Annotated in this window: 16 protein-coding genes and 1 pseudogene; 14 read left to right on the plus strand and 3 right to left on the minus strand. The window is 42.7% G+C overall.

What is annotated here, in order from left to right:
* Positions 1 to 2,683, plus strand: a 2,683-nt coding sequence (locus tag ACLTL4_RS03465) for a CotH kinase family protein (RefSeq protein ID WP_412320236.1), incomplete at its 5' end; no start/stop codon positions are given.
* Positions 2,684 to 2,809: 126 nt separating this feature from the next.
* A complete protein-coding gene (locus ACLTL4_RS03470) occupies positions 2,810 to 3,775 on the plus strand; it encodes a glycosyltransferase family 2 protein (RefSeq protein WP_412291301.1) in 966 nt (321 codons plus the stop codon).
* Between the two features lie 88 nt (positions 3,776 to 3,863).
* Here the strand turns inward: ACLTL4_RS03470 and ACLTL4_RS03475 are convergent, their stop codons facing one another.
* Positions 3,864 to 5,072, minus strand: a complete 1,209-nt coding sequence (locus tag ACLTL4_RS03475) for an IS110 family transposase (RefSeq protein WP_412320237.1) — start codon at positions 5,070 to 5,072, stop codon at positions 3,864 to 3,866.
* Positions 5,073 to 5,452: 380 nt separating this feature from the next.
* Here ACLTL4_RS03475 and ACLTL4_RS03480 point away from each other — a divergent pair, with 380 nt between their 5' ends.
* From ACLTL4_RS03480 to ACLTL4_RS03515, 8 genes and pseudogenes are all read left to right on the plus strand, one after another.
* Positions 5,453 to 6,430: a Gfo/Idh/MocA family protein gene (locus tag ACLTL4_RS03480; RefSeq protein WP_412291303.1), complete on the plus strand. Its 978-nt coding sequence runs from the start codon at positions 5,453 to 5,455 to the stop codon at positions 6,428 to 6,430.
* A gap of 188 nt (positions 6,431 to 6,618) precedes the next feature.
* Entirely contained in the window at positions 6,619 to 7,095 is a 477-nt protein-coding gene (locus ACLTL4_RS03485) for a DUF2284 domain-containing protein (protein ID WP_147632942.1), read from the plus strand.
* Positions 7,096 to 7,424: 329 nt separating this feature from the next.
* On the plus strand, positions 7,425 to 7,556 hold the full coding sequence (locus ACLTL4_RS03490) for a hypothetical protein (protein WP_412291304.1): 132 nt from the start codon (positions 7,425 to 7,427) through the stop codon (positions 7,554 to 7,556).
* Between the two features lie 17 nt (positions 7,557 to 7,573).
* Positions 7,574 to 8,026, plus strand: a complete 453-nt coding sequence (locus ACLTL4_RS03495) for a hypothetical protein (RefSeq protein WP_412291305.1) — start codon at positions 7,574 to 7,576, stop codon at positions 8,024 to 8,026.
* Between the two features lie 85 nt (positions 8,027 to 8,111).
* A complete protein-coding gene (locus tag ACLTL4_RS03500) occupies positions 8,112 to 9,392 on the plus strand; it encodes an O-acetylhomoserine aminocarboxypropyltransferase/cysteine synthase family protein (RefSeq protein WP_022118516.1) in 1,281 nt (426 codons plus the stop codon).
* A gap of 198 nt (positions 9,393 to 9,590) precedes the next feature.
* Positions 9,591 to 10,095 (plus strand): annotated as a pseudogene (gene tnpA, locus ACLTL4_RS03505) (IS200/IS605 family transposase).
* Positions 10,096 to 10,150: 55 nt separating this feature from the next.
* Entirely contained in the window at positions 10,151 to 11,407 is a 1,257-nt protein-coding gene (locus ACLTL4_RS03510; RefSeq protein ID WP_412320238.1) for an RNA-guided endonuclease InsQ/TnpB family protein, read from the plus strand.
* Positions 11,408 to 11,515: 108 nt separating this feature from the next.
* Entirely contained in the window at positions 11,516 to 11,965 is a 450-nt protein-coding gene (locus tag ACLTL4_RS03515) for a hypothetical protein (protein WP_412291108.1), read from the plus strand.
* A 121-nt stretch (positions 11,966 to 12,086) separates the two neighbouring features.
* On the opposite strand, the gene ACLTL4_RS03520 is transcribed toward ACLTL4_RS03515, so the two are convergent.
* A complete protein-coding gene (locus ACLTL4_RS03520) occupies positions 12,087 to 12,950 on the minus strand; it encodes a class I SAM-dependent methyltransferase (protein ID WP_022118715.1) in 864 nt (287 codons plus the stop codon).
* A gap of 42 nt (positions 12,951 to 12,992) precedes the next feature.
* On the minus strand, positions 12,993 to 13,817 hold the full coding sequence (locus ACLTL4_RS03525) for a GNAT family N-acetyltransferase (protein WP_022118714.1): 825 nt from the start codon (positions 13,815 to 13,817) through the stop codon (positions 12,993 to 12,995).
* Positions 13,818 to 14,096: 279 nt separating this feature from the next.
* Here ACLTL4_RS03525 and proC point away from each other — a divergent pair, with 279 nt between their 5' ends.
* The 4 genes from proC (at position 14,097) to ACLTL4_RS03545 (ending at position 21,087) form a co-directional block, all read left to right on the plus strand.
* Positions 14,097 to 14,891 (plus strand): pyrroline-5-carboxylate reductase, encoded by a 795-nt coding sequence (gene proC / locus ACLTL4_RS03530; RefSeq protein ID WP_173896011.1) that lies wholly within the window; start codon positions 14,097 to 14,099, stop codon positions 14,889 to 14,891.
* Positions 14,892 to 14,903: 12 nt separating this feature from the next.
* A complete protein-coding gene (locus ACLTL4_RS03535; protein WP_412291109.1) occupies positions 14,904 to 16,298 on the plus strand; it encodes an aminopeptidase 1 in 1,395 nt (464 codons plus the stop codon).
* 197 nt (positions 16,299 to 16,495) lie between these two features.
* Positions 16,496 to 20,542, plus strand: coding sequence for a glycoside hydrolase family 3 C-terminal domain-containing protein (locus ACLTL4_RS03540; RefSeq protein ID WP_412291110.1), 4,047 nt, complete (start codon positions 16,496 to 16,498; stop codon positions 20,540 to 20,542).
* Positions 20,543 to 20,868: 326 nt separating this feature from the next.
* Positions 20,869 to 21,087, plus strand: coding sequence for a hypothetical protein (locus ACLTL4_RS03545; protein ID WP_412320241.1), 219 nt, complete (start codon positions 20,869 to 20,871; stop codon positions 21,085 to 21,087).
* Positions 21,088 to 21,094 lie beyond the last annotated feature (7 nt).

The following is a 21,094-nucleotide window of genomic DNA, read 5'->3' on the forward strand; positions in this document are numbered from 1 at the left end:
GTGTATGCCTTCCGGAGCAGATTTAAGCAATGTACAGCTTCATTTCACAGAAAACAGTGACGGAAATGAAAATGCCGACAGTTATGTTATGATCGGCGGACAAAAAATAAACTGCGGAGATTCTACAGATCTCTCAGGAACAAGCAAATTGCAGATCTCACTCGCCGGAGGCAAAAGTGTTAGCGTAAATATTGTAAAATCGGCAGAGATTCCGGCAATGTTTATCCAGACAGCATCCGGTACGCTCGATAAGGTTCATGCAAGCAAAGATAATAAAGAAAAAGGTACAATGGCACTTGTCAAAGCAGACCGCAGCGTAGATTTTGACGGAAACTTAAAGCAGATCAAAGGTCGTGGAAATTCCACCTGGGGATTTGCGAAAAAACCATATAATATCAAACTGGAAAATTCGTCAGATCTGCTTGGAATGGGCAAGGGAAAAGGCTGGTGCCTGCTTGCTAATTATGCGGATCGTTCTCTTCTTCGAAATCGGATCGTGTACAATCTGGCAGAAGAGACCGGGATTCCATTCACCATGGACAGCCGAAACATCGATCTTTATATCAATGGCGATTACATGGGATCTTATCTTATCACAGAAAAAATCGAAATCGGAAAAACGAGAGTCAACATTACGGATCTGGAAGAGGCCACAAGTAAGGCAAATGATAATGCAGATCTGGAAACATATGAGCAGAAAGGAACAAATGATTATAAAGCAGGCACACAGAAATGGGTAGATATTCCAAACGATCCGGAAGATATCACGGGCGGATATCTGCTTGAACTTGAGCTTGGAGAGCGTTACAAAGATGAAACAAGTGGTTTTGTGACAACGGGCGGACAGGCAGTCACTATGAAATGCCCGGAATGTGTATCGGAAAATCAGATCAAATACATCAGTGAATTTTATCAGAATATGGAAAATGCTCTTTATTCCAAAGATGGCTATACAACGGACAGCAAAGGGGAGCGTCATGCTCTTTCTGATTATATTGATATCGAATCACTGGCACGTATGTACCTGCTCCAGGAATTTTCCATGAACCTGGATTCCGGTATCACAAGCTTTTATCTCTATAAAGACTCTGATCTGACCGGTGATGGAAAGCTTCATGCCGCACCGGTATGGGATTTTGATGTGGCACTTGGAAATTACACCTCCCGAAATGGCACAGACTTTACTGACCCGACACAGTGGTGGGCAAAAATTTCCAGAATGTACGACAACAGCAGTAAATATAATGTCATGGCACAGGCTGTGCAGCACGAAGAAGTGTGGAACAAAGTAAAAGAATTATGGCAGAGTGAATTCATGCCGGCGATCAAGTACATACTGGGAGAGTCCACCGCCTACACAGCAACAAAGATAAAAACACTGGATGCATACAAAGCAGAAGTAAGTGCATCCGCAGCGATGAACTTTATCCAGTGGCGTGACCTGATGGAGAATCCATGGAATCACAGCAGTGAAAGTTTTGTAAATACCGGTCTTACTTATGATGATAATATTGAATACCTGAGAAATTTTATGACAAAAAGATGCGATTTCCTGAACCGTAACCTGGGCGGGGAAAGTACAGGAACAGATCCGGATACATCGCAGAAAGTAACCGTAATAGAAGATGATACCAGATTTTATGCAGCAAAAAATATTTTAAATTCCTCCGGAGATGTCAGGGCAGAAGATACATCAGATGAAGGCGGAGGAGAGAACCTTGGCTATTGCAACCAGGGCAGTTTAACAGAATATAAAATCAATGTAACGACAGCCGGTACTTATAACGTTACGGCACGTGTTGCTTCGAATGACGGAACAGGAGCATTCAGCATTTATGTCGATAATCAGAAAATTGCAACATACCGTGCAGTCAATACAGGCGGATGGCAGGTTTGGACAACTACAGATGCCCAGGAGATCACACTGGAAGCCGGAGAACATTCATTTGCCATCTACTTTGAAGAAAGCGGCATGAATCTGAACTGGCTGCAGTTCACACGGGAAACGGGTACCGATCCGAAACCAGATCCGAAACCAGACCCGAAACCAGATCCAGACCCGGATCCAACGCCGACTCCAACACCGGACCCAGACCCAGACCCGACTCCAGATCCAAATCCGACTCCAAATCCGACCCCAACACCGGATCAGACCCCGAATCCAACACCAAGTCCGAAACCGGATTCAAGCAAAGATCAAAATACGGTAACGCTGACAAAGGGCAGTATCTGTCAGGACGCAAAAGGTATCCTGAAATATCGAATCACAAAAATGGCAGCCAAAAACGGCACCGCAGAAGTGATCGGAATTCAGAAAAAATCAGGAAAAGTAACAATTCCGTCCACAATTACGGTTCAGGGCATTACCTTTAAAGTAACAGCGATCGCAGAGAAAGCTTTTCGAAATGACAAAAATCTGAAAAGTGTTGTCATCGGATCCAATGTGAAAAAAATCGGAAAACAGGCATTTGAAAAATGTAAAAAACTTTCTTCTGTCACATTCAAAGGAAAGAAAGCACCGACTATTGGCAAGGCAGCATTTAAAGGAATCAAGAAAAAAACAAGTGTCCAGGTAACAGGCAGTATGAAAAAAAGTCAGGTGAAAAGATTGCAGAAACGCATGAAAACAACAGCCCCTTCTGTAAAGATCACCTACAAGAAAAAAATAACCGTTCGTTTTTAGCGGAACACAGTAAAAAGCATGCCATAGCATACAGAAAAACAGTTTCTGAATGTTATGGCTGTTTTTCTTTTGTGAAAAGTATGATAGTATAGTGATGGAACAGGCAGATTTCAGGAGAAAAAGACAATGAAACTAAGTATCATAGTACCTGTTTATCAGGCAGGAAAATATTTGGAAAAATGCATAAAAAGTATTCTTGATCAGACATTTACTGATTTTGAGTTAATATTGGTAGATGATGGATCAAACGATGGCAGCGAAAAAATATGTGATGATTATGCGAAAAAAGATGCCAGGATAAAGGTTATACATCAGAAAAATCAGGGCGTTTCCAGTGCACGAAACGCAGGAATGAATTGTGCCGAAGGAGACTACATTGCTTTTGTGGATGCTGATGACTGGATTGAAACAGATATGTTTGAGCAATGTATGGATGCGATGGAGCAGCATAAAGTGGACATTATATATCATGGAATGACAAAAGGTATATGGAAGGCAGATAAAAAGGTATCATTACAGAAAAATATTCCCGCAGTTGAGGGGGTTCTTTCGAAATCGAAATTAAGAAAATATATGTTAAAACAAAAAGAAGGTGTAGCGGTTAACTGTTTTTCTTATTTGTTTTCGAGGAAAATAGCAGATGCTGTTCGATTTGATATTACAATGCCATATTCAGAAGATAATATGTTTGTTATGCAGGTATTGACAAACGCAAAGTCCTACTATTTCCTGCAAAATTGTGGATATCATTATGATGCCCGAATCGGTTCTGCGGCATACCGATGGCAGCCAGCCATGCTGGAGTGTTATCAGAAAACATTGAAGGCTACGAGAAATTTTTTGCAATCGTTGAGTTTCTCAGAACAAGAAGAACAGCAGGTTATGGCAATGAGGAGTGTTGAGAGCTATGCATCACTTATCTATAATTTATGCCTGCCAACCTGCACTTTGAGTTTAAGAGAAAAAAATAAAATCCTGAAGCGTGCAAGAAAAGCATTCAACATTGATTATTATAAAAAATTCTACCATATGGACCAGAAAAATATGTTTGAAAAAACAAAGCCTGCAAATAAAAAGTCAAGGCTAAATTGAAGAACATTGAAAATTTTATACAGGTTGAAAATTAGGTATCAAAATAAGACCACCACACCAGTGCTGGTCTGAAAATATTAGTGGATAATTAAGATTCTGGAAGAGATGAAAGATATTCTTTCACTCGTCCGTAGTAGATTCTTAGAAACTTGTTGGCACCTGCAGTCATATAGACATAGTAAGGCTTGCCTTGAGCACGTTTCTTATCTAAGAACTGATAAACAGGATCATCTTGAGGATGCGTTTTAATTAGGACATCCATTACCTGAAATAAAGTCTTTCTTAGATCAGCGGAACCTCGTTTTGAGGTAGGAACACTTTTTTGTTCATAGGTTCCAGATTCATTAACACCGGGATCTACACCGGCAAATGCAGTAATAGCACTTTTGTGAGTGAAACGGGAAACATCTCCGATCTCAGCCATCAACTGAGGACCAAGTGAAGTTCCAACCCCTTTCATAGCCATAACGACAGGATATTCCGGGAGTTTGGATGCAGTTTCATTCATGAGAGTGCGTAGTGACTCAACAGTTGTAGAGGCACTATTAAGCTGGTCTACAGCCTGCTTGATAATAAGCTTTGTAATGGCATCCTTTGGAAGTACAGGAACAAGTTCCTTTGCTTTTCCATAGATTTCTTCAGCTTTTGACTGACTGAAGTTGTACTTCTTGCGTTTGCACCAGTTTTGATAATGGTCGATAAAGGCATTCAGGGACATTTTACGGACACAGTCCACATGCCAGTATGTAGATGCAAAATCAACCCATTTCTGGCTGCCGTCACTGCGTGCAGGACTGTCAAAGTAAGTATTAACACCAGGATAGGTTTGGTCAAGGATGCCGATAAGATTATTTTTCATAGCCGTCTTGTGCTTCATGTAAAAGCCGAACTGACGGTTCATGGTTTTGAGCTGATTGCGTAATTCATCCATAACATTATACTGTTTAAGATTTTGCCATTTGTCAAGAGTATATCGGGCAATCTTAACAGCATCTGCTTTATCAGATTTCACTTTACGAAGAGAATCATTATCAAAGTCTTTGATAAGTTTTGGGTTAATGGCACTGACGAAAAGATTTGCCTCTGAAAGCTGATGAGCGAGGACTTCATAATAACGTCCTGTGTGCTCCATCACGATTCGGGACTCACCTTCAACAGAGTTGATGAGTTCTACAAGTGAATTGATATCACTGGCTGTGTGTTTGATTTCGAAAGGTGCGGAAACAATTTCACCGAAAGGTCGCATGATAGCAACCATACTCTTACCTTTTGAAACATCGATACCTACTGCGTTCATAAATTGTCACTCCTTAAGATTATTGCAATGGATAAGTACCAGTTTTACTCATTGCCTATTCAATCTACTGTGGTGTGACACGAATGCACCTATGGCGATTCAACCTGCATAAAACGAACGCTGCGAATGAGGAGCTGGTTATCAGTCTTAATTGCGGACGCGATGTCCAAGAAAAGGGACGATATACCAATTGCTCCATCATTATACAGCTTAAGCAACAAGATGGATAATTCCTTACTGGCTGTAAGGGATATTAACCATAAATATATTGTAGTAGACAGTATTAACATTTCTCCATCTGGAAGGTATATTAATTGTATTAGGACCATTGTACTGTAAAAAATAAGCAATAGGATCATGAAAGGATTGTGGAGGTATCTATGAAGAACATAAACTTGGCTGTACTTGGTACAGGTGTTATTGCAAATGAAATGGCAGTTGCTCTGAAAAAGAATGGAAAGAATATTTATGCAGTCGGCAATCGAACCCATGAAAAAGCAGTTATTTTTGCTGAAAAATATGGCATCGGCAAAGTCTATGCGGATTACAATGAAATGTTCACCGACCCGGATGTTGATGTGATTTATATTACAACACCGCACAATACGCATCTTAATTTTATGAAAAAGGCCATTGAAAACGGCAAACATATTCTGGTGGAAAAATCAATCACGCTCAACAGCGACGAACTGAATGAAGCATTGGCACTTGCAGAAGAAAAAGGTGTTATCGTCGGGGAGGCAATGACGATTTTCCATATGCCGATTTATAAAAAGCTCAGAAAAATTCTGGAGAGCGGGGCACTTGGAAAAGTGAATCTGATCACGATGAATTTCGGCAGTTTTAAAGAGTACAATATGAGCAACCGCTTTTTCAACCGCAATCTTGCCGGCGGTGCGATGCTTGATATTGGTGTTTATGCACTTTCTTTTATCCGCTGGTTTATGGATTCGAAACCGGATCAGTTATTGTCGCAGGTGAAACAGGCACCGACCAAAGTAGATGAGCAGGCGGGATTATTATTGACGAATGCGGAAGGTCAGATGGCAGCCGTTATGCTTTCTCTTCATTCGAAACAGCCGAAACGTGGCATGGTTTCCTGCGAGAAAGGCTACATAGAGGTGATGGAATATCCAAGAGCCTGGGAGGCAAAAATCACTTATACCGACAGCGGAAAAACAGAGCTGATCAAAGCCGGTGAAAATGCAGACGCACTTGCATACGAGCTGGCAGATATGGAAAAAGCAATAAACGGTGATCCATCCTGTATGCATCTGGATTATACAAAAGATGTTATGGATATGATGACAGAGTTTCGAAAATCCTGGGGATTTACCTATCCGGAGGAAGAAAAATAATTTTCGACTGTGATAACAGAAAAACAGAAATTCCCAAAAGGCTGTACCGTTGTATGAAACAGAGAGTGAATATTTCAGAAGGAAAGAATCCAGGAACGACAGTTAAGAAAAGTGGATTCTGTTGAGGATTTTGCTGCATGGGAATATAGCAACGATTACAGGATAAATTTGTGAAAGGATGTACAACTATGAATTATACAGAAAGAGCAAAACAGCTCGGTTTTTCAGCTGCAGCTGTTATGGACACGAAAAATCTGGTTTTCAAACCGGAGTACCGCGTTTTCTGCGAGGAGAATCGATGCGGAAATTATGATCGGAATCCTGCTTGTCCACCGGAAAGCGGAAGCGTGGAAGAAATGAAAGAAAAAGCATTATCCTACAACAAAACACTTGTCTTACAGACAACGCAAAGCAATGATATGGATTATAAAAAAGCAAAACTTGTCCACAACAGGCTGACAGAATCTCTGGCAGAAGAGATGAAAAAAGACGGAAAAAGTGATCTTTTGATCATGACTGCCGGTCCGTACAGGCATCATTCCTGTATGTCAGCATATTGTGTGGATGCTCAGGAAATGGCAGATGCAGTAGGGATGATCTGCTGGGGAAAAGATGGAAAAGTTCGCTATTTTTCGCAGGTTCTTTTTCATGATACCGGAAAGTAATATCGGGCAGAAGGAAAAGACATAAAAGACGGTTACAGTATATGTTTCATGCGGTTGATTGGATACGGAAAAAGAAGAAACAAAAAGATTGACATGCATCACATAAACTGTTATAATAATCACAAAACAGAAACAAAATTTGAGATAAACGAAGATTCGATATTATTCTTTATTCACATCCAATGCCATTCGGCAGGAAAATCCAACAAAATAGAAGACCTGCACGAAGCGGTATGATAAATGATATGACTTGTATTTTACAGATATCAGTTTTACATCAAAATTTCCATGCTGCTTCTAATGTGCAGAAAAACAAAAAGGAGAAGCTTATGGGAGAAAAGGACATTACAGAGAAAATACTGGAGGATCATAATGATGTGTTTGCTGATATTATAAATGGTCTTGTTTTTGCAGGAGAACAGAAAATCACTGGTATGCAAAAAAGAATATTAAAGCATTGATGAAGATTCCGGATGGAATGGAAAAGTATATTAATGATTATAAAATTCAGATTTTCGAGGTTGCATGGCTGACAGAAAAAGAAATCGAAAGGTTTCAAAGCGATTTTCGTATTGTGGCAAATTTTTTTGCCCAGAAAAGAAAAAATAAAGATTATATACCGGATGATCCAACAGAAATCAAATATGTAGATGAAGTCTTAAAACTTCTCAATGTGATGACCGGAGATAAACGCTATGAAAAGATATTTCAGAAAAAGAAAGGAGTGCGAAGTATGTGTGATGTAGCAGAAAGATTGGAAAAAATGGGCATTGTAAAAGGAATTGAGATCGGAAGACTGGAAGGAAAAGAAGAGGGAAAAGTAGAAGGAAAAGCAGAAGGAATTCTGGAAGGCAAAATGCAGGTATATAGAAATCTTCTCAAAAAGGGATTTACGGAAAAAGAAGCAAGGGAAATTACAGAAATTTCGTGATATGTCGGTTGTTCTTTTCCTTTACATCGCTGCAAAAAGGGTATAACATATAATTATTATCAGAGAAGAAGGTGAAAGGAAAATTATGGATTATTCAATCAATACAAAATGTGTGCAGGCAGGTTATACTCCGGGGAATGGAGAACCAAGACAGATCCCGATCATTCAGTCAACGACTTACAAATACAATACGAGTGAAGATATGGGAAAACTGTTTGATCTGGAAGCAGAAGGATATTTTTATTCCAGACTGCAGAATCCGACAAATGATTATGTAGCAGCAAAGATCACAGCACTGGAGGGCGGAAAAGCCGGTATGCTGACTTCTTCCGGTCAGGCGGCCAATTTCTTTGCTCTGTTTAATATCTGCGAAGCAGGAAGTCATATCGTAGCTTCTTCATCCATTTATGGAGGAACCTACAATCTGATTTCTGTAACAATGAAAAAGATGGGAGTAGATGTGACGTTTGTTGATCCGGACTGCACGGAGGAAGAGTTAAACGCAGCATTTCAGGAGAACACAAAGGTGGTATTTGGCGAGTCCATTGCCAATCCGGCTCTGACGGTACTTGATATCGAGAAGTTTGCAAAAGCAGCCCATGCACACGGAGTTCCGCTGATCGTGGATAATACGTTCCCGACGCCGGTGAATCTGCGGCCGATTGAGTGGGGAGCTGATATTGTGACACATTCTACCACGAAATATATGGATGGACATGGAGCAGCCCTTGGCGGAGCGATCATAGATGGCGGCAATTTTGACTGGATGGCTCATGCGGATAAGTTTCCGGGACTCTGTACACCGGACGAGTCCTACCATGGAATCACTTATGCGGAGAAATTTGGAAAAGAAGGAGCATTTATCACAAAATGTACTTCTCAGTTGATGCGTGATCTTGGATGTGCCCAGTCACCGCAGAGTGCCTTTATTTTAAATCTTGGTCTGGAATCGTTGCATGTGCGTATGCCAAGACATGTGGAAAATGGACAGGCAGTTGCAGAATTTCTGGAAAAGCATGATAAAGTAGAATTTGTCAACTATCCGACACTTCCATCTAACAAGTACTATGAAATCGCAAAAAAATATTTGCCAAACGGCGGATGCGGCGTTGTTTCATTTGAACTGAAAGGCGGAAGAGAAGCAGCAGAGAAATTTATGAAAAACCTGAAGCTGGCAGCAATCGAGACACACGTAGCAGATGCACGTACCTGTTGTCTGAATCCGGCAACCTCCACACACAGGCAGATGACAGACGAACAGCTGATCACAGCCGGTATTCCGGCGGGATTGATCCGTATTTCATGCGGACTGGAAGATAAAAATGATCTGATCGCAGACATCGCACAGGCACTGGATGCAATTTAGGACAATAAGTGTGAATCCTCGACAATTCAATTACCGAGATGAAAGCGTAGGAGTGTGCATGTCTGCACATTGAAAATAATAGAATAATCTCCCTGCCATTGACTCCAGTGACATTAATACCGTAACCGGCATAGAATCAAACGAAAATATGTTCGATTTTGTATTGCACATTTTCGTGCATTATGCTATACTATATGTATGAAAGAAAATCTAATACATTATAGAACTTGCGTGTGTAATATCAACTACCATATGGTATGGTCAGTGAAATACCGACGGAAGATATTAAACTCAGAAATTGAGGAATACCTAAAGGAACTGGTGCAGCAGATTGCTGAGGACAAGGGCTTTACTGTTCATTTATTTGAACGCAGAGAACCATCCCCCCGCTTCAAGTGTGCAGAGCACTAAGCGACTGCGTTCATGAGCAAGTAGCGAAGCGGATTGTGAATGTCCGCTTTACTGTGGTGAAGGAGACCATGTCCACGGCTTTGTAACAGCTCCACCAAAGCTGTCCATAACAGCAATCGTCAAGTATCTGAAGGGGATTACCGGCAGAAAACTGTTCGAACGTTTTCCGGAAATAAGAAACCAGCTATGGAAGGGAGAGCTGTGGAACCATTCCTATTATGTGGAAACGATCGGATCTGTATCTGAGGAAAATATCCGCCGTTATATGGAACATCAGAGCAAGTCGTATTAAGTTAAAGCGGACTGTAAATACCGATCCGCGTTACTGTCTGAGGGGAGGAAGAGGGATGCTGCTGTCACACAGAACATCTGTAAAAATCCGGCCGGAATATTCCAATATCATAGGGCATATGTGTTATGCAGCTTCCAAACTCTGGAATGTCTGCAACTACGAACGTCATCATTATAAAGAGCTGGGACTGGAAAAGTATCCTGACTGGTATTATCAGAAAAAAGCACATAAAGGAAATCTGTGGTATAAACAGCTTCCGTCACAGACAGCACAGGAGACCTGCAAGCAGCTGGATAAAGCATGGAAATCTTTTTATGTCCTGAAAAAGACCGGAGGGATCAAAGATCCGAATCCGCCCCGTTTTAAACAGGACAATATCCCGGTTACATACATGCAGATGGGGATCCGGCATGAGAAAGGTTCAGACCAGCTGCGGCTGTCTCTGCCAAAGGATCTGAAAAGCTACATGGAAGAAACATACGGGATCCATGATAAATTTCTATATCTTGAAAATAAGATTTTCAGGAACATGGATCATATAAAGCAGCTGCGGATCTATCCACCGGAAAACGGAAAATGCGACCTTATTGTTATCTATGAGATTCAAGAGCCGGAACAGCTTTCCCAGAATGGACATTATTTATCTATTGATCCGGGACTTCATAATCTGATGACCTGTTATGATTCCGGAAATGGCCGAGCTTTTATTCTGGGAAGAAAGTATCTTTCCCTGGAAAGATATTTTCATAAAGAAATCGCCAGAGTTCAGTCTGTATGGTATGCACAGCAATCGGAAAGAGGAATAAAATATCCAAAAACATCGGAACATATCCAGCGGCTTTACAGGAAAAAGCAGAATACAGTGAAGGATTACCTTCATAAAGTAACCAGATGGATCGCAGAATACTGCAGAAAAGAAGATATCCGCTGTGTAGTTGTGGGAGACATTCGAAATATCCGTAAAGAAAAAGATATGGGACATAAGACCAACCAGAAGCTTCACAGCCTGCCATATAACAGGCTGTATATCATGCTGGAATATAAACTAAAACGGTATGGAATACAATTGATAAAGCAGGAAGAAAGCTATACCAGCCAGTGCAGCCCGTTATCACCAGAAGTATCAAAAAGATATGCAGAAGCATCAAACCGAAAAGAACGGGGCATGTATGTAACTGACGGAGTAAGATACAATGCAGATGCGGTAGGCGCATTTAATATCCTGCGGAAATATCTTTCCGTATCCGGAAAACAGAAGGAACTGTCCGTAACCGGACTAAAAAAACCAGATATAATAAAAGTAGCTGCATAGCCGAAAGGCAAGCAGTATTGGTGTCATGGACGCACCCTGAAAAAAGACGGTATCCCGCCAGATTTCAGATGCTCTGGTAACTCAGTTACCGAGTAGTTCACATTAAGAATGAAGTATGTAAAGTGTCGCAATAACGCCAGAAATGCAATTATAATAAAGGAAAACGAATATCAAACGTTCATCGATGTGATATTAAGACACACGGAGATTGTTTGCTTTACCGTTTGTCCATATCTGGATCATGTAGATGAATTGAGAGAAGATATTCGATACAAACAGATAATGGGTTCTTATATAGATTCGGAATTTACAGAATCTATACATACAGAAAATTGTAAAGAGAGTCTGGTTTATTTTAAAGCGGACTATTATATCAGAGAATTTCTGAAAGAGAAAAAGGAGCTGTTTGATTTTTTTGATGAGAATGCATCTGTTAATCTTGAAGATATTGTGTTTATTGGGAAAAAGAGCATCATCTGTGATACGATAACGCATGAAAAGTATTGTGCGGTTTCAGATGAGCTGTTGCACGAGATAAAGAAAAATAGAAAATACTGATTTATCTTAGTGAAAATTCCATCTCCGGCAGAGCACAGAGGTACACAGAAGAATATATTACGCAATATATAGTGTGCACCTCGCAGCAAAATGCCGGAGATATCCTTGAATATCAGATTTCTCAGATTTCCCAGCGTCCGGATGCCCCACAAGGCAGCACAAGTCCATTGCCGGAAACAGGAAGTCCGACTTCCTGGGAGTCTACATGACCGTGAAAAGCAGCAAGTTCGGTTGCCAGCATGTAGGTGAGGACGGCAGGAGCCAGTCCGGTGGTATAGGAATTTACAAGAAAGAAAAGCGGTTTGTCGCTTAAAAGCTTTGCACAGAGCTTGATGAGCGGATGAATCGCTTCTTCTATTTTCCAGATTTCTCCTTTTGGTCCGCGACCGTAAGAAGGCGGGTCCATGATGATGGCGTCGTAATGATTGCCGCGGCGGATTTCACGTTCTACGAATTTTACACAGTCATCGACGATCCAGCGGATCGGTGCATCTCCAAGTCCGGAAGAACGTGCATTTTCTTTTGCCCAGGTAACCATTCCTTTGGAGGCATCTACGTGTGTAACGCTTGCTCCGGCAGCGGCAGCGGCCAGGGTAGCTCCACCGGTGTAGGCAAAGAGGTTCAGAACCTTGATCGGGCGTCCGGCTTTTTTGATCTTTTCAGAGAACCAGTCCCAGTTAGTAGCCTGTTCCGGGAACAGACCGGTATGTTTGAAACTGAAAGGTTTTAACTGAAAGGTCAGCCCCAGTTTCTGATAGTGGATACTCCACTGTTCCGGGAGATCAAAAAATTCCCACTCACCGCCGCCGCGTTTGCTGCGATGATAGTGTGCATTCGGGCGTTTCCAGCCTCTCAGTGTTTTCGGAGTATCCCAGATAACCTGCGGGTCCGGACGAACCAGAGTATAATCTCCCCAGCGTTCCAGTTTTTCTCCCTTGGAAGTGTCAAGCACTTCGTAATCTTTCCAGTTTTCAGCAATCCACATAATAATGTCCTTTCGTGTGTTTGTTTATTTTTTGATTCTTCTTCAGACCTCTTTGGAACGGAACCAGTAGGTATAAAAATCCTCAAATCCCAGTGATGTATACAGATTTTTAGCGGCAGTATTTCCTTTTACAACCTGAAGGTAAGCGTGTGTCGCACCTTTTTTCTGAGCCTCGGTCAGGATCGAACTGCAGATCGCACGTGCGAAATGCTTTCTGCGGCAGCTTGCATCGACATAGATCGCATACAGTCCGATGTGTCCGCGGTCGAGAATACCAAGACCTGAGGCAACCATGCGGCCTTCGATTTCAATACAGGCGACGATCGTCTCTTTCGGGATCGCTTTGAACATCGATGGTACAATGCGGCGAAGCGTCGGTCTGGTCGTGCCGTTCAGACGAAACAGCGACTCAATCCACTCGTCCGTGATCCGGTCGCGGAGCTGGACAGCGATATGTCCCGGATAAAAAACAGAAGAAGGTAGATTTGAATTCCTTCCATAATATTCATATTCTACCGATTCTGCCGGATAAGGATGAAAATTTGTCATCGGCATCGTCATAACCTCGGTAGTATGGCGGATCTCATAGCCTTTTTCTTCCAGAAGCTTATCAAAAGACGAATCCAGAAGCGGATTGATCTTGAAATTAGACGGTGTGTGGTAATTGCGGTACTGAGCCTCGCAGTAAGCAATTTTCTCCTCAATCGGAATCAAGGAGTCACCAACCTGTTCCACACTGTTGGTACGGTAAGTATAATTATGAGAAAACCGGATCAGCCAGCCGTCATAAAGCTCAATCTTGTGGGACGGCCAGGCGTTCAGTGAGATTTCCTCGATCAGTTTCATATAAGCAGCGTCCTTTTGCATGAAAATTGCTCCTTTGTAAATTAGGTAACGGGTATCGATAAACCCAGCATTCTTAGTATAGCGACTCAAGATGAGAAAATCAAGCAAGTTCTGCTTTAAGTCGAACACAGGTGAGACTTGACCATGGTACTTTGATTTGCTAAAGTATATATGTGATGTCAGAAACGGAAAAATCTGTCTCTGGCATGATAGCTGAGAATTACTTTATCTAACAAAGTAACTTGTACAACTTGGCATTATCAGAAACAGAAGTTCTGGATTTACAGGAGGCGAAAAGCGATGAAACTTGGATTTATCGGCTGCGGAAATATGGCGAAAGCCATGCTTGGCGGCATTTTAAAAAATGAGATCTGTGCAAAAGAAGATGTGATCGCGACGGCAAAGAGCGAGGCGAGCAGAGAAAATGCCAGAAATACTTATGGAATTCAGGTAACAGCAGATAATATAGAAGCAGCGAAAAGTGCGGATGTGCTGGTGCTGGCAGTAAAACCGATTTTTTATGAAGAAGTGATCCATGAGATTAAAGATGCAGTGGATGAAAAGAAAATTATCATTTCCATTGCACCGGGAAAAACACTGGCATGGCTGGAAGAGCAGTTTGGCAAAAAAGTAAAGCTGGTAAGATGCATGCCGAATACACCGGCCCTGGTCGGGGAAGGCATGACCGGCGTGTGCTGCAACGAAGAAGTGACAGAAGCAGAAATGCAGGATGTTCTGAAAATCCTTGAGAGCTGCGGAAAAGCAGAAATGCTTCCGGAGCGTCTGATCGATGTGGTTGTTTCCGTCAGCGGAAGTTCACCAGCATATGTATTTATGTTTATTGAAGCGATGGCAGATGCAGCCGTTGCGGATGGTATGCCGCGTGCACAGGCATATCGTTTCGCAGCACAGGCAGTCCTTGGCAGTGCAAAGATGGTGCTGGAGACAGGTAAACATCCCGGTGAACTCAAAGACATGGTATGCTCACCGGGCGGCACAACGATTGAGGCAGTGCGTGTTCTGGAAGAAAAGGGCATGCGAAGTGCTGTAATCGAAGCAATGAAAGCCTGCGTCAAAAAAGGACGGGAAATGTAGGAGGTAAAATAAATGAATGAGAAAACAGTCTGGGAATCTTATACGGAAGAAGACAGAAAGAAAGTATATGATTTCTGTGAAGAATACAGAACATTTCTCTCAAAATGCAAGACAGAGAGAGAATGTGTAAAAGAGATTTTAAAAGAAGCAGAAGCAAAAGGTTACAGGAGTCTGAAAGAAGTTCGCAGATCCGGCGAAAAACTGCAGGCCGGCGATAAAGTTTATGTTTCCATCATGGGAAAAACACTGGCACTGTTCCATATCGGAAAAGAACCTATGGAAAAGGGCATGAATATTTTAGGAGCTCACATTGATTCTCCGAGACTGGACCTGAAGCAGAATCCGCTTTATGAGAGCGATGGTCTGGCGATGCTGGAAACACACTACTACGGCGGAATCAAAAAATATCAGTGGGTTGCGATGCCGCTGGCACTGCACGGTGTTGTGGCAAAAAAAGACGGAACAAGCGTGGAGATTGCACTGGGTGAAGATCCATCCGATCCGGTTATCGGCATTTCCGATCTGCTTCCGCATCTTGGCAAAAAACAGATGGAAAAACGTGGCAATGAAGTGGTAGAAGGCGAAGACCTTAATATCTTAGTCGGCAGTATACCGCTTTCCGGCGAAGAAAAAGAGCCGGTCAAAAAGCAGATCCTTCAGCTGTTAAAAGAGAAATATAATATAGAAGAAACCGATTTTATTTCTGCAGAACTGGAAGCTGTTCCGGCCGGAAATGCAAGAAATTATGGACTGGATGAGAGTATGATCATGGGCTATGGCCAGGATGACAGAGTGTGTGCCTACCCATCCTACCGGGCAATGTTTGAGCTTGACAAACCGCAGTACACCTGCGTATGCCTGCTGGTAGATAAAGAAGAGATCGGCAGCGTCGGTGCGACCGGTATGCATTCCAGATTTTTTGAAAATGCAGTGGCAGAGATTATGGATGCAGCCGGAGATTACAGCGAACTGAAAGTACGCAGAGCACTTCAGAGTTCCAGAATGTTATCTTCCGATGTCAGTGCAGCTTACGATCCAAATTATCCGGCCGTCATGGAAAAGAAAAACAGTGCCTTTTTCGGCAAAGGACTGACCTTCAATAAATTTACCGGTTCCAGAGGAAAATCCGGTTCCAACGATGCAAATGCAGAATACATCGCAAGAATCCGCAAGATCCTTGATGAAAATGAGGCGGCTTTCCAGACAGCCGAGCTTGGAAAAGTTGATGAGGGCGGAGGCGGAACGATCGCTTATATCCTGGCAAACTACGGAATGGAAGTCATTGACTGCGGCGTGGCAGTGCAGAACATGCACGCACCGTTCGAAGTAACAAGCAAAGCAGATATCTATGAAGCATTTAAAGGCTATCTGGCATTTCTGGAAGAAATGGGCGAGCGAGAATTTTAAACCGTAATTTTTTAAAAAAAGAGCAGCAGAGGAGATAAAAACCTCTGCTGTTTTTGATTAATCCGACTGTATATCCTGATACATAATAAAAATTTACAAGAAAAACGTATAATTTTACATGGAAAATCAAAAGAAAATTGTGTAAAATCTATAATCATAGAGCAAAACGTATAAACGAGCAAAAGGAGGAGCAAAGAATGAAAAAACGTAACAGAAAAATCAGAAGTGCCATGGCAGCGGCACTGGCAGTGAGTATGGTCGCAGCACCGTGTTCTTCTGCATTGGCAGCCAGTACAAGTGATGAGATCACACAGCGGGAGATTGACAATGCGGCACTGGCAAGAGAGGCAGCCGGACAGGGTATGGTTCTGCTGGAAAATGAAAACCATACACTTCCTTTGAAGACAAAAAAACTGGCACTGTTCGGAAGCGGTGCGGTTCGTACCATCAAAGGCGGATTTGGTTCCGGTGACCCGTTCAACGGAGGACTTTCCGGAGGTGGTTCCTGGGATGTAGATCTGAATGAACGTTATAATATCCACATTTATAATACCTTTAAAAAAGCCGGCTATGATATCGTAAACTCTGATATGCTCGATGCATACGCAGATGCTTATGATGCACAGCACAAAATTGAAGGAAACAGTACGATGAACTGCTTCAAATTCCCTGAGATGGAGATCAGTGATGAAGAGCTGGCAGATGCTTCTGCAGATTCCGATACGGCAATCTATGTCATCAGCCGAAATGCCGGTGAAGGTACCGACCGTACACTGAAAGGGACGAAGGGAACTTACAACGGAGAATCTTATGATATTGGTGATTATTATCTGACGGATCTCGAACGTGAAAATCTGGAGCGTGTGGCAGCGTCCTTTAAAAAGACCATCGTTGTTCTGAATGTCGGCGGTATTATGGATACAAAATTCTATAACGAGATTAACGGACTGGATGCAATGCTTCTGATGGGACAGGCAGGTCAGGAAGGCGGCAACGCACTTCTGGATGTTCTGACCGGAGCCGTAACCCCATCCGGAAAACTGGCAGATACTTGGGCAGAAAACTACAGTGACTATCCGGCATCAGATACCTTTGCAAATGCAGACGGAAACGTCAAGAAAGAAGTTTATAACGAAGGTATTTATGTCGGCTACCGCTATTTTGATACCTTTAATATCACACCGAAATACGAGTTTGGTTATGGACTTTCCTACACAGATTTCAAAATTGAGACACAGTCTGTGACAGCAGATGCCGATAAAGTTACCGTAAAAGTAAAAGTTACCAATACCGGCAGCACTTACAGCGGAAAAGAAATCGTACAGGTTTATTATTCCGCACCGGATTCTGCAGAGGCAGAGAAAGAATATCAGGAACTTGGCGGATTTGCAAAAACGGATGAACTTGCACCGGGCGAATCGCAGATTCTGACGATTTCTTATGATACAAAAGACATGGCATATTATAATGAAGACCAGGCAGCTTATATTCTGGATAAAGGAAAATACTATGTGCGTGTCGGTGATTCTTCCAGAAATACCAGTGTTGAGGCAACCATTGAAGTGGATGACACCACACTGACTGAACAGCTTTCCAACCAGATGGAAGTTCCGAACGGCGAAGATCTGGTAGAATGGAGCAAACCGGAAGAGGGCTACAGTTATCCAACAGAGGAAGCAGAAAAAGAAGCAGCTCCGGTTATCAAAGTTGATGCTTCTGAAATCAAGACAGAAGACCATGCATCTGCATATGAAAATGAAGAAGTAACCACTTACACAACAGATGCTGCTTATGAAGCAACACAGCCGTACGAAAAAGTAGAAGTGGTAGAAAAGAAAGATTCTACTTTAAAAGATGTCATTGAAGGAAAAGCTACGATGGGCGAATTTGTCGCACAGATGAGTGTAGAAGAACTGGCGGCTCTGAACTGCGGAAGCGGATGGGGCGTTGCCAATGAAAATTCTCCGATCGTTGGAAGCAACTCTTCTACGGTAAAAGGTGCAGCAGGTGAGACAACCGTTTACGATCAGTATGGCATTCCGGGCATCGTTCTTGCAGACGGTCCTGGCGGTGTACGAGTAGCACAGAAATTTGATGCGACCATTGAAGGAAGCGATGAAAAACAGACACTGTACCAGTATTGTACCGCATGGCCGGTAAGTTATGTACAGGCTCAGACCTGGGATACCGACCTTGTAAAACGTATCGGTGTTGCATTTGGTAAAGAAGTTGATGAAATGAACATCACACTTCTGCTCGGACCTTCTCAGAATATTCACCGTGATCCGCTCTGCGGAAGAAACTTTGAGTACTATTCAGAAGATCCGGTTGTATCCGGTGTTATGGCAGCAGCTTGCACACTGGGCGTTCAGGAAACACCGGGTGTTGGTGCATGCCTGAAGCATTTCGCAGCAAATAACCAGGAAAGTAACCGTAATGCAGTTGACACGATCGTAAGCGAACGTACTCTGCGTGAAATTTACCTGAAAGGTTTTGAAATTGCAGTAAAAGAATCTCGTCCGATGTCTATTATGACATCCTACAACCTGATCAACGGCGTACCGACTGCAGATTCTTACGATCTGTGTACCAACATCGCCCGCGGTGAATGGGGATTTGACGGTCTGATCATGACTGACTGGAACGGCGGTTCCTCCACTCCGATGAAGTCCATGCATGCAGGAAATGACATGATCATGCCGGGCGGAGCAGAAAGAGCACAGAATATCGTAAGCGGTATGCAGGATGCAGCACCGGTATTCGATGAAAGAGGACAGGTAGCGATCGACGTTCAGCTGATGTACGGATTTGTTAAAGTATATTCTGCAAAATGGAATGAATTTACACCGTCTGCCGCTGGAACAAAGACGGTAACGACATCACTTGGTGAAGGCTATACAGCAACCGTTGCAGATGACGGAAGAATCCTTGTAAACGGTGAAGAAATCTATCTGAACTATCGTCAGGGATGGTTCAATCCTGGAACATTCAGCGTACCGGCAACAACCGATGTTGTAACCGTAAGCAACGATGGCAAGACTCTGACTTACAAAGGTGAATATGTAGACAACAACATCATCTGCCTCGGCGATGTACAGAAGAGTGCGATCAACAACCTGAACATCATCATGAACTCCAACATGATGCAGAGACGTTATGGTGTAGAAGTAAAAGACTACAGCACAGCACTTGGCAACCTGAAAGCATATCAGAGCGTAACAAAAGACAGCGTACAGAAAGCTTCTGCAAACGTTGAATCCTTAAACAAAGTGATCGCTATGGTAGAAGACCTGAATGCTTCTGATTATACAAAAGCAAGCTGGGCAGCAGTAGAAGAAGCTCTGAATGCAGCAAAAGCAATAGCAGCAAAAGCAGATGCAACCGTTATTGAGACAACAAACGCAATGACAGATCTTCTGGCAGCAATGAACAGCCTGGAACAGGGTGTTGAGAAAACACATCTGGAAATCTCCATAAAAGAAGCTGAAAAAGTGCTGGTACGTGCAGACAAATACAGCAGCCTTGGAAATCTGGAAGAAGCAGTAGCAAACGGTAAAGCCGTTCTTGCAAACGAAGATGCAGATCAGGAAACCGTAAGTGCAGCAGCAACTGCAATCCTGAACGAGCTGAGCAAAGCAGTGAAAAATGCAGATCTTTCCTCACTGGAAAGCCTGATCAAATCTGCAAAGAAACTTCAGGATGGAAATTACACAAGCAATTCTCTTGCAAAACTGGATGAAGTAATCAAAGCAGCAGAAGCTGTTGTAGCAAACAAGAACAGAACCGCTGAAGAAGTAAACAAAGCTTACAGCGATCTGATCGATGCAGTGATCTCTTTGGAAAAGAAAGGCAACAAAGCGGCCCTGAAAGCAATGCTTGAAAAAGCAGCAGCTGTTCTGGAAGATAGCGATGCTTATGTAGCAGCAACCATCGAAGGACTTGCAGATGTAAAAGCAGATGCACAGGCAGTTTATGATAACGATGATGCAGTTCAGAATGAAGTAAACTCAGCAGTTCGTACACTGACACTGAAACTTGCAGAAGCAAGACTGTTAGGTGACGTAGACAACGATGGTGCAGTGACAACAGCCGACAGTACCGCACTTCTGGCAGCAAGTGCAGAACTGACAGGACTGGATGCAGATGCAGCGGCAGCAGCAGATGTAAACGGTGACGGTGTTGCAGACACAGGCGATGCAGCTCTGATCCTTGAGTATGCAGCAGAGAAAGTTGCAGGATTCTAAAAAATTCTGTATACAAGAAGAATAAAGAATAAAGGCGGCAGAGGAAGTAATTCCTCTGTCGTTTTTTGCTGTCAGGGAGTCCTGAAATATACAAAAAATCAATACAGGATGATTCATCGGAAGCCTGTTTGTGTAAAAAACCAGGCATTTCAGTAGAAAATGTGGATATCATAAAAAAATGCAAGCAAAACGTATAATATTACATGGAAACCCACAAAAAACTTGTATAAAATATATAATTACAAGGGCATGTTAACAGAAAGGCAGATTTGACACTGTCTGAAGCACAGCATAACAGAAGGAAGGAGGATCACGTTATCCTGTGTATGTCAAAAGTCCTCAACTATGATGCCTACGGATTGTTCCGTGCGTTGCACTCCCACAATCCTTTCTACGCTCCGCTTCGGTCGGTGCTAAACATGTGCCACTGGCACATAGCACCCCAGTATTCGCATATCGTGGGATTATCATCCCACTTTTATGCTCATATAGGGGCGGGTCCCAAGGTCTTTCATCCACCTATGAGCAAGCTCATGTGGATTTAGACCTTTT

Source organism: Hominisplanchenecus sp. (genome assembly GCF_046967715.1).
GTDB classification, from domain to species: domain Bacteria; phylum Bacillota; class Clostridia; order Lachnospirales; family Lachnospiraceae; genus Hominisplanchenecus; species Hominisplanchenecus faecis.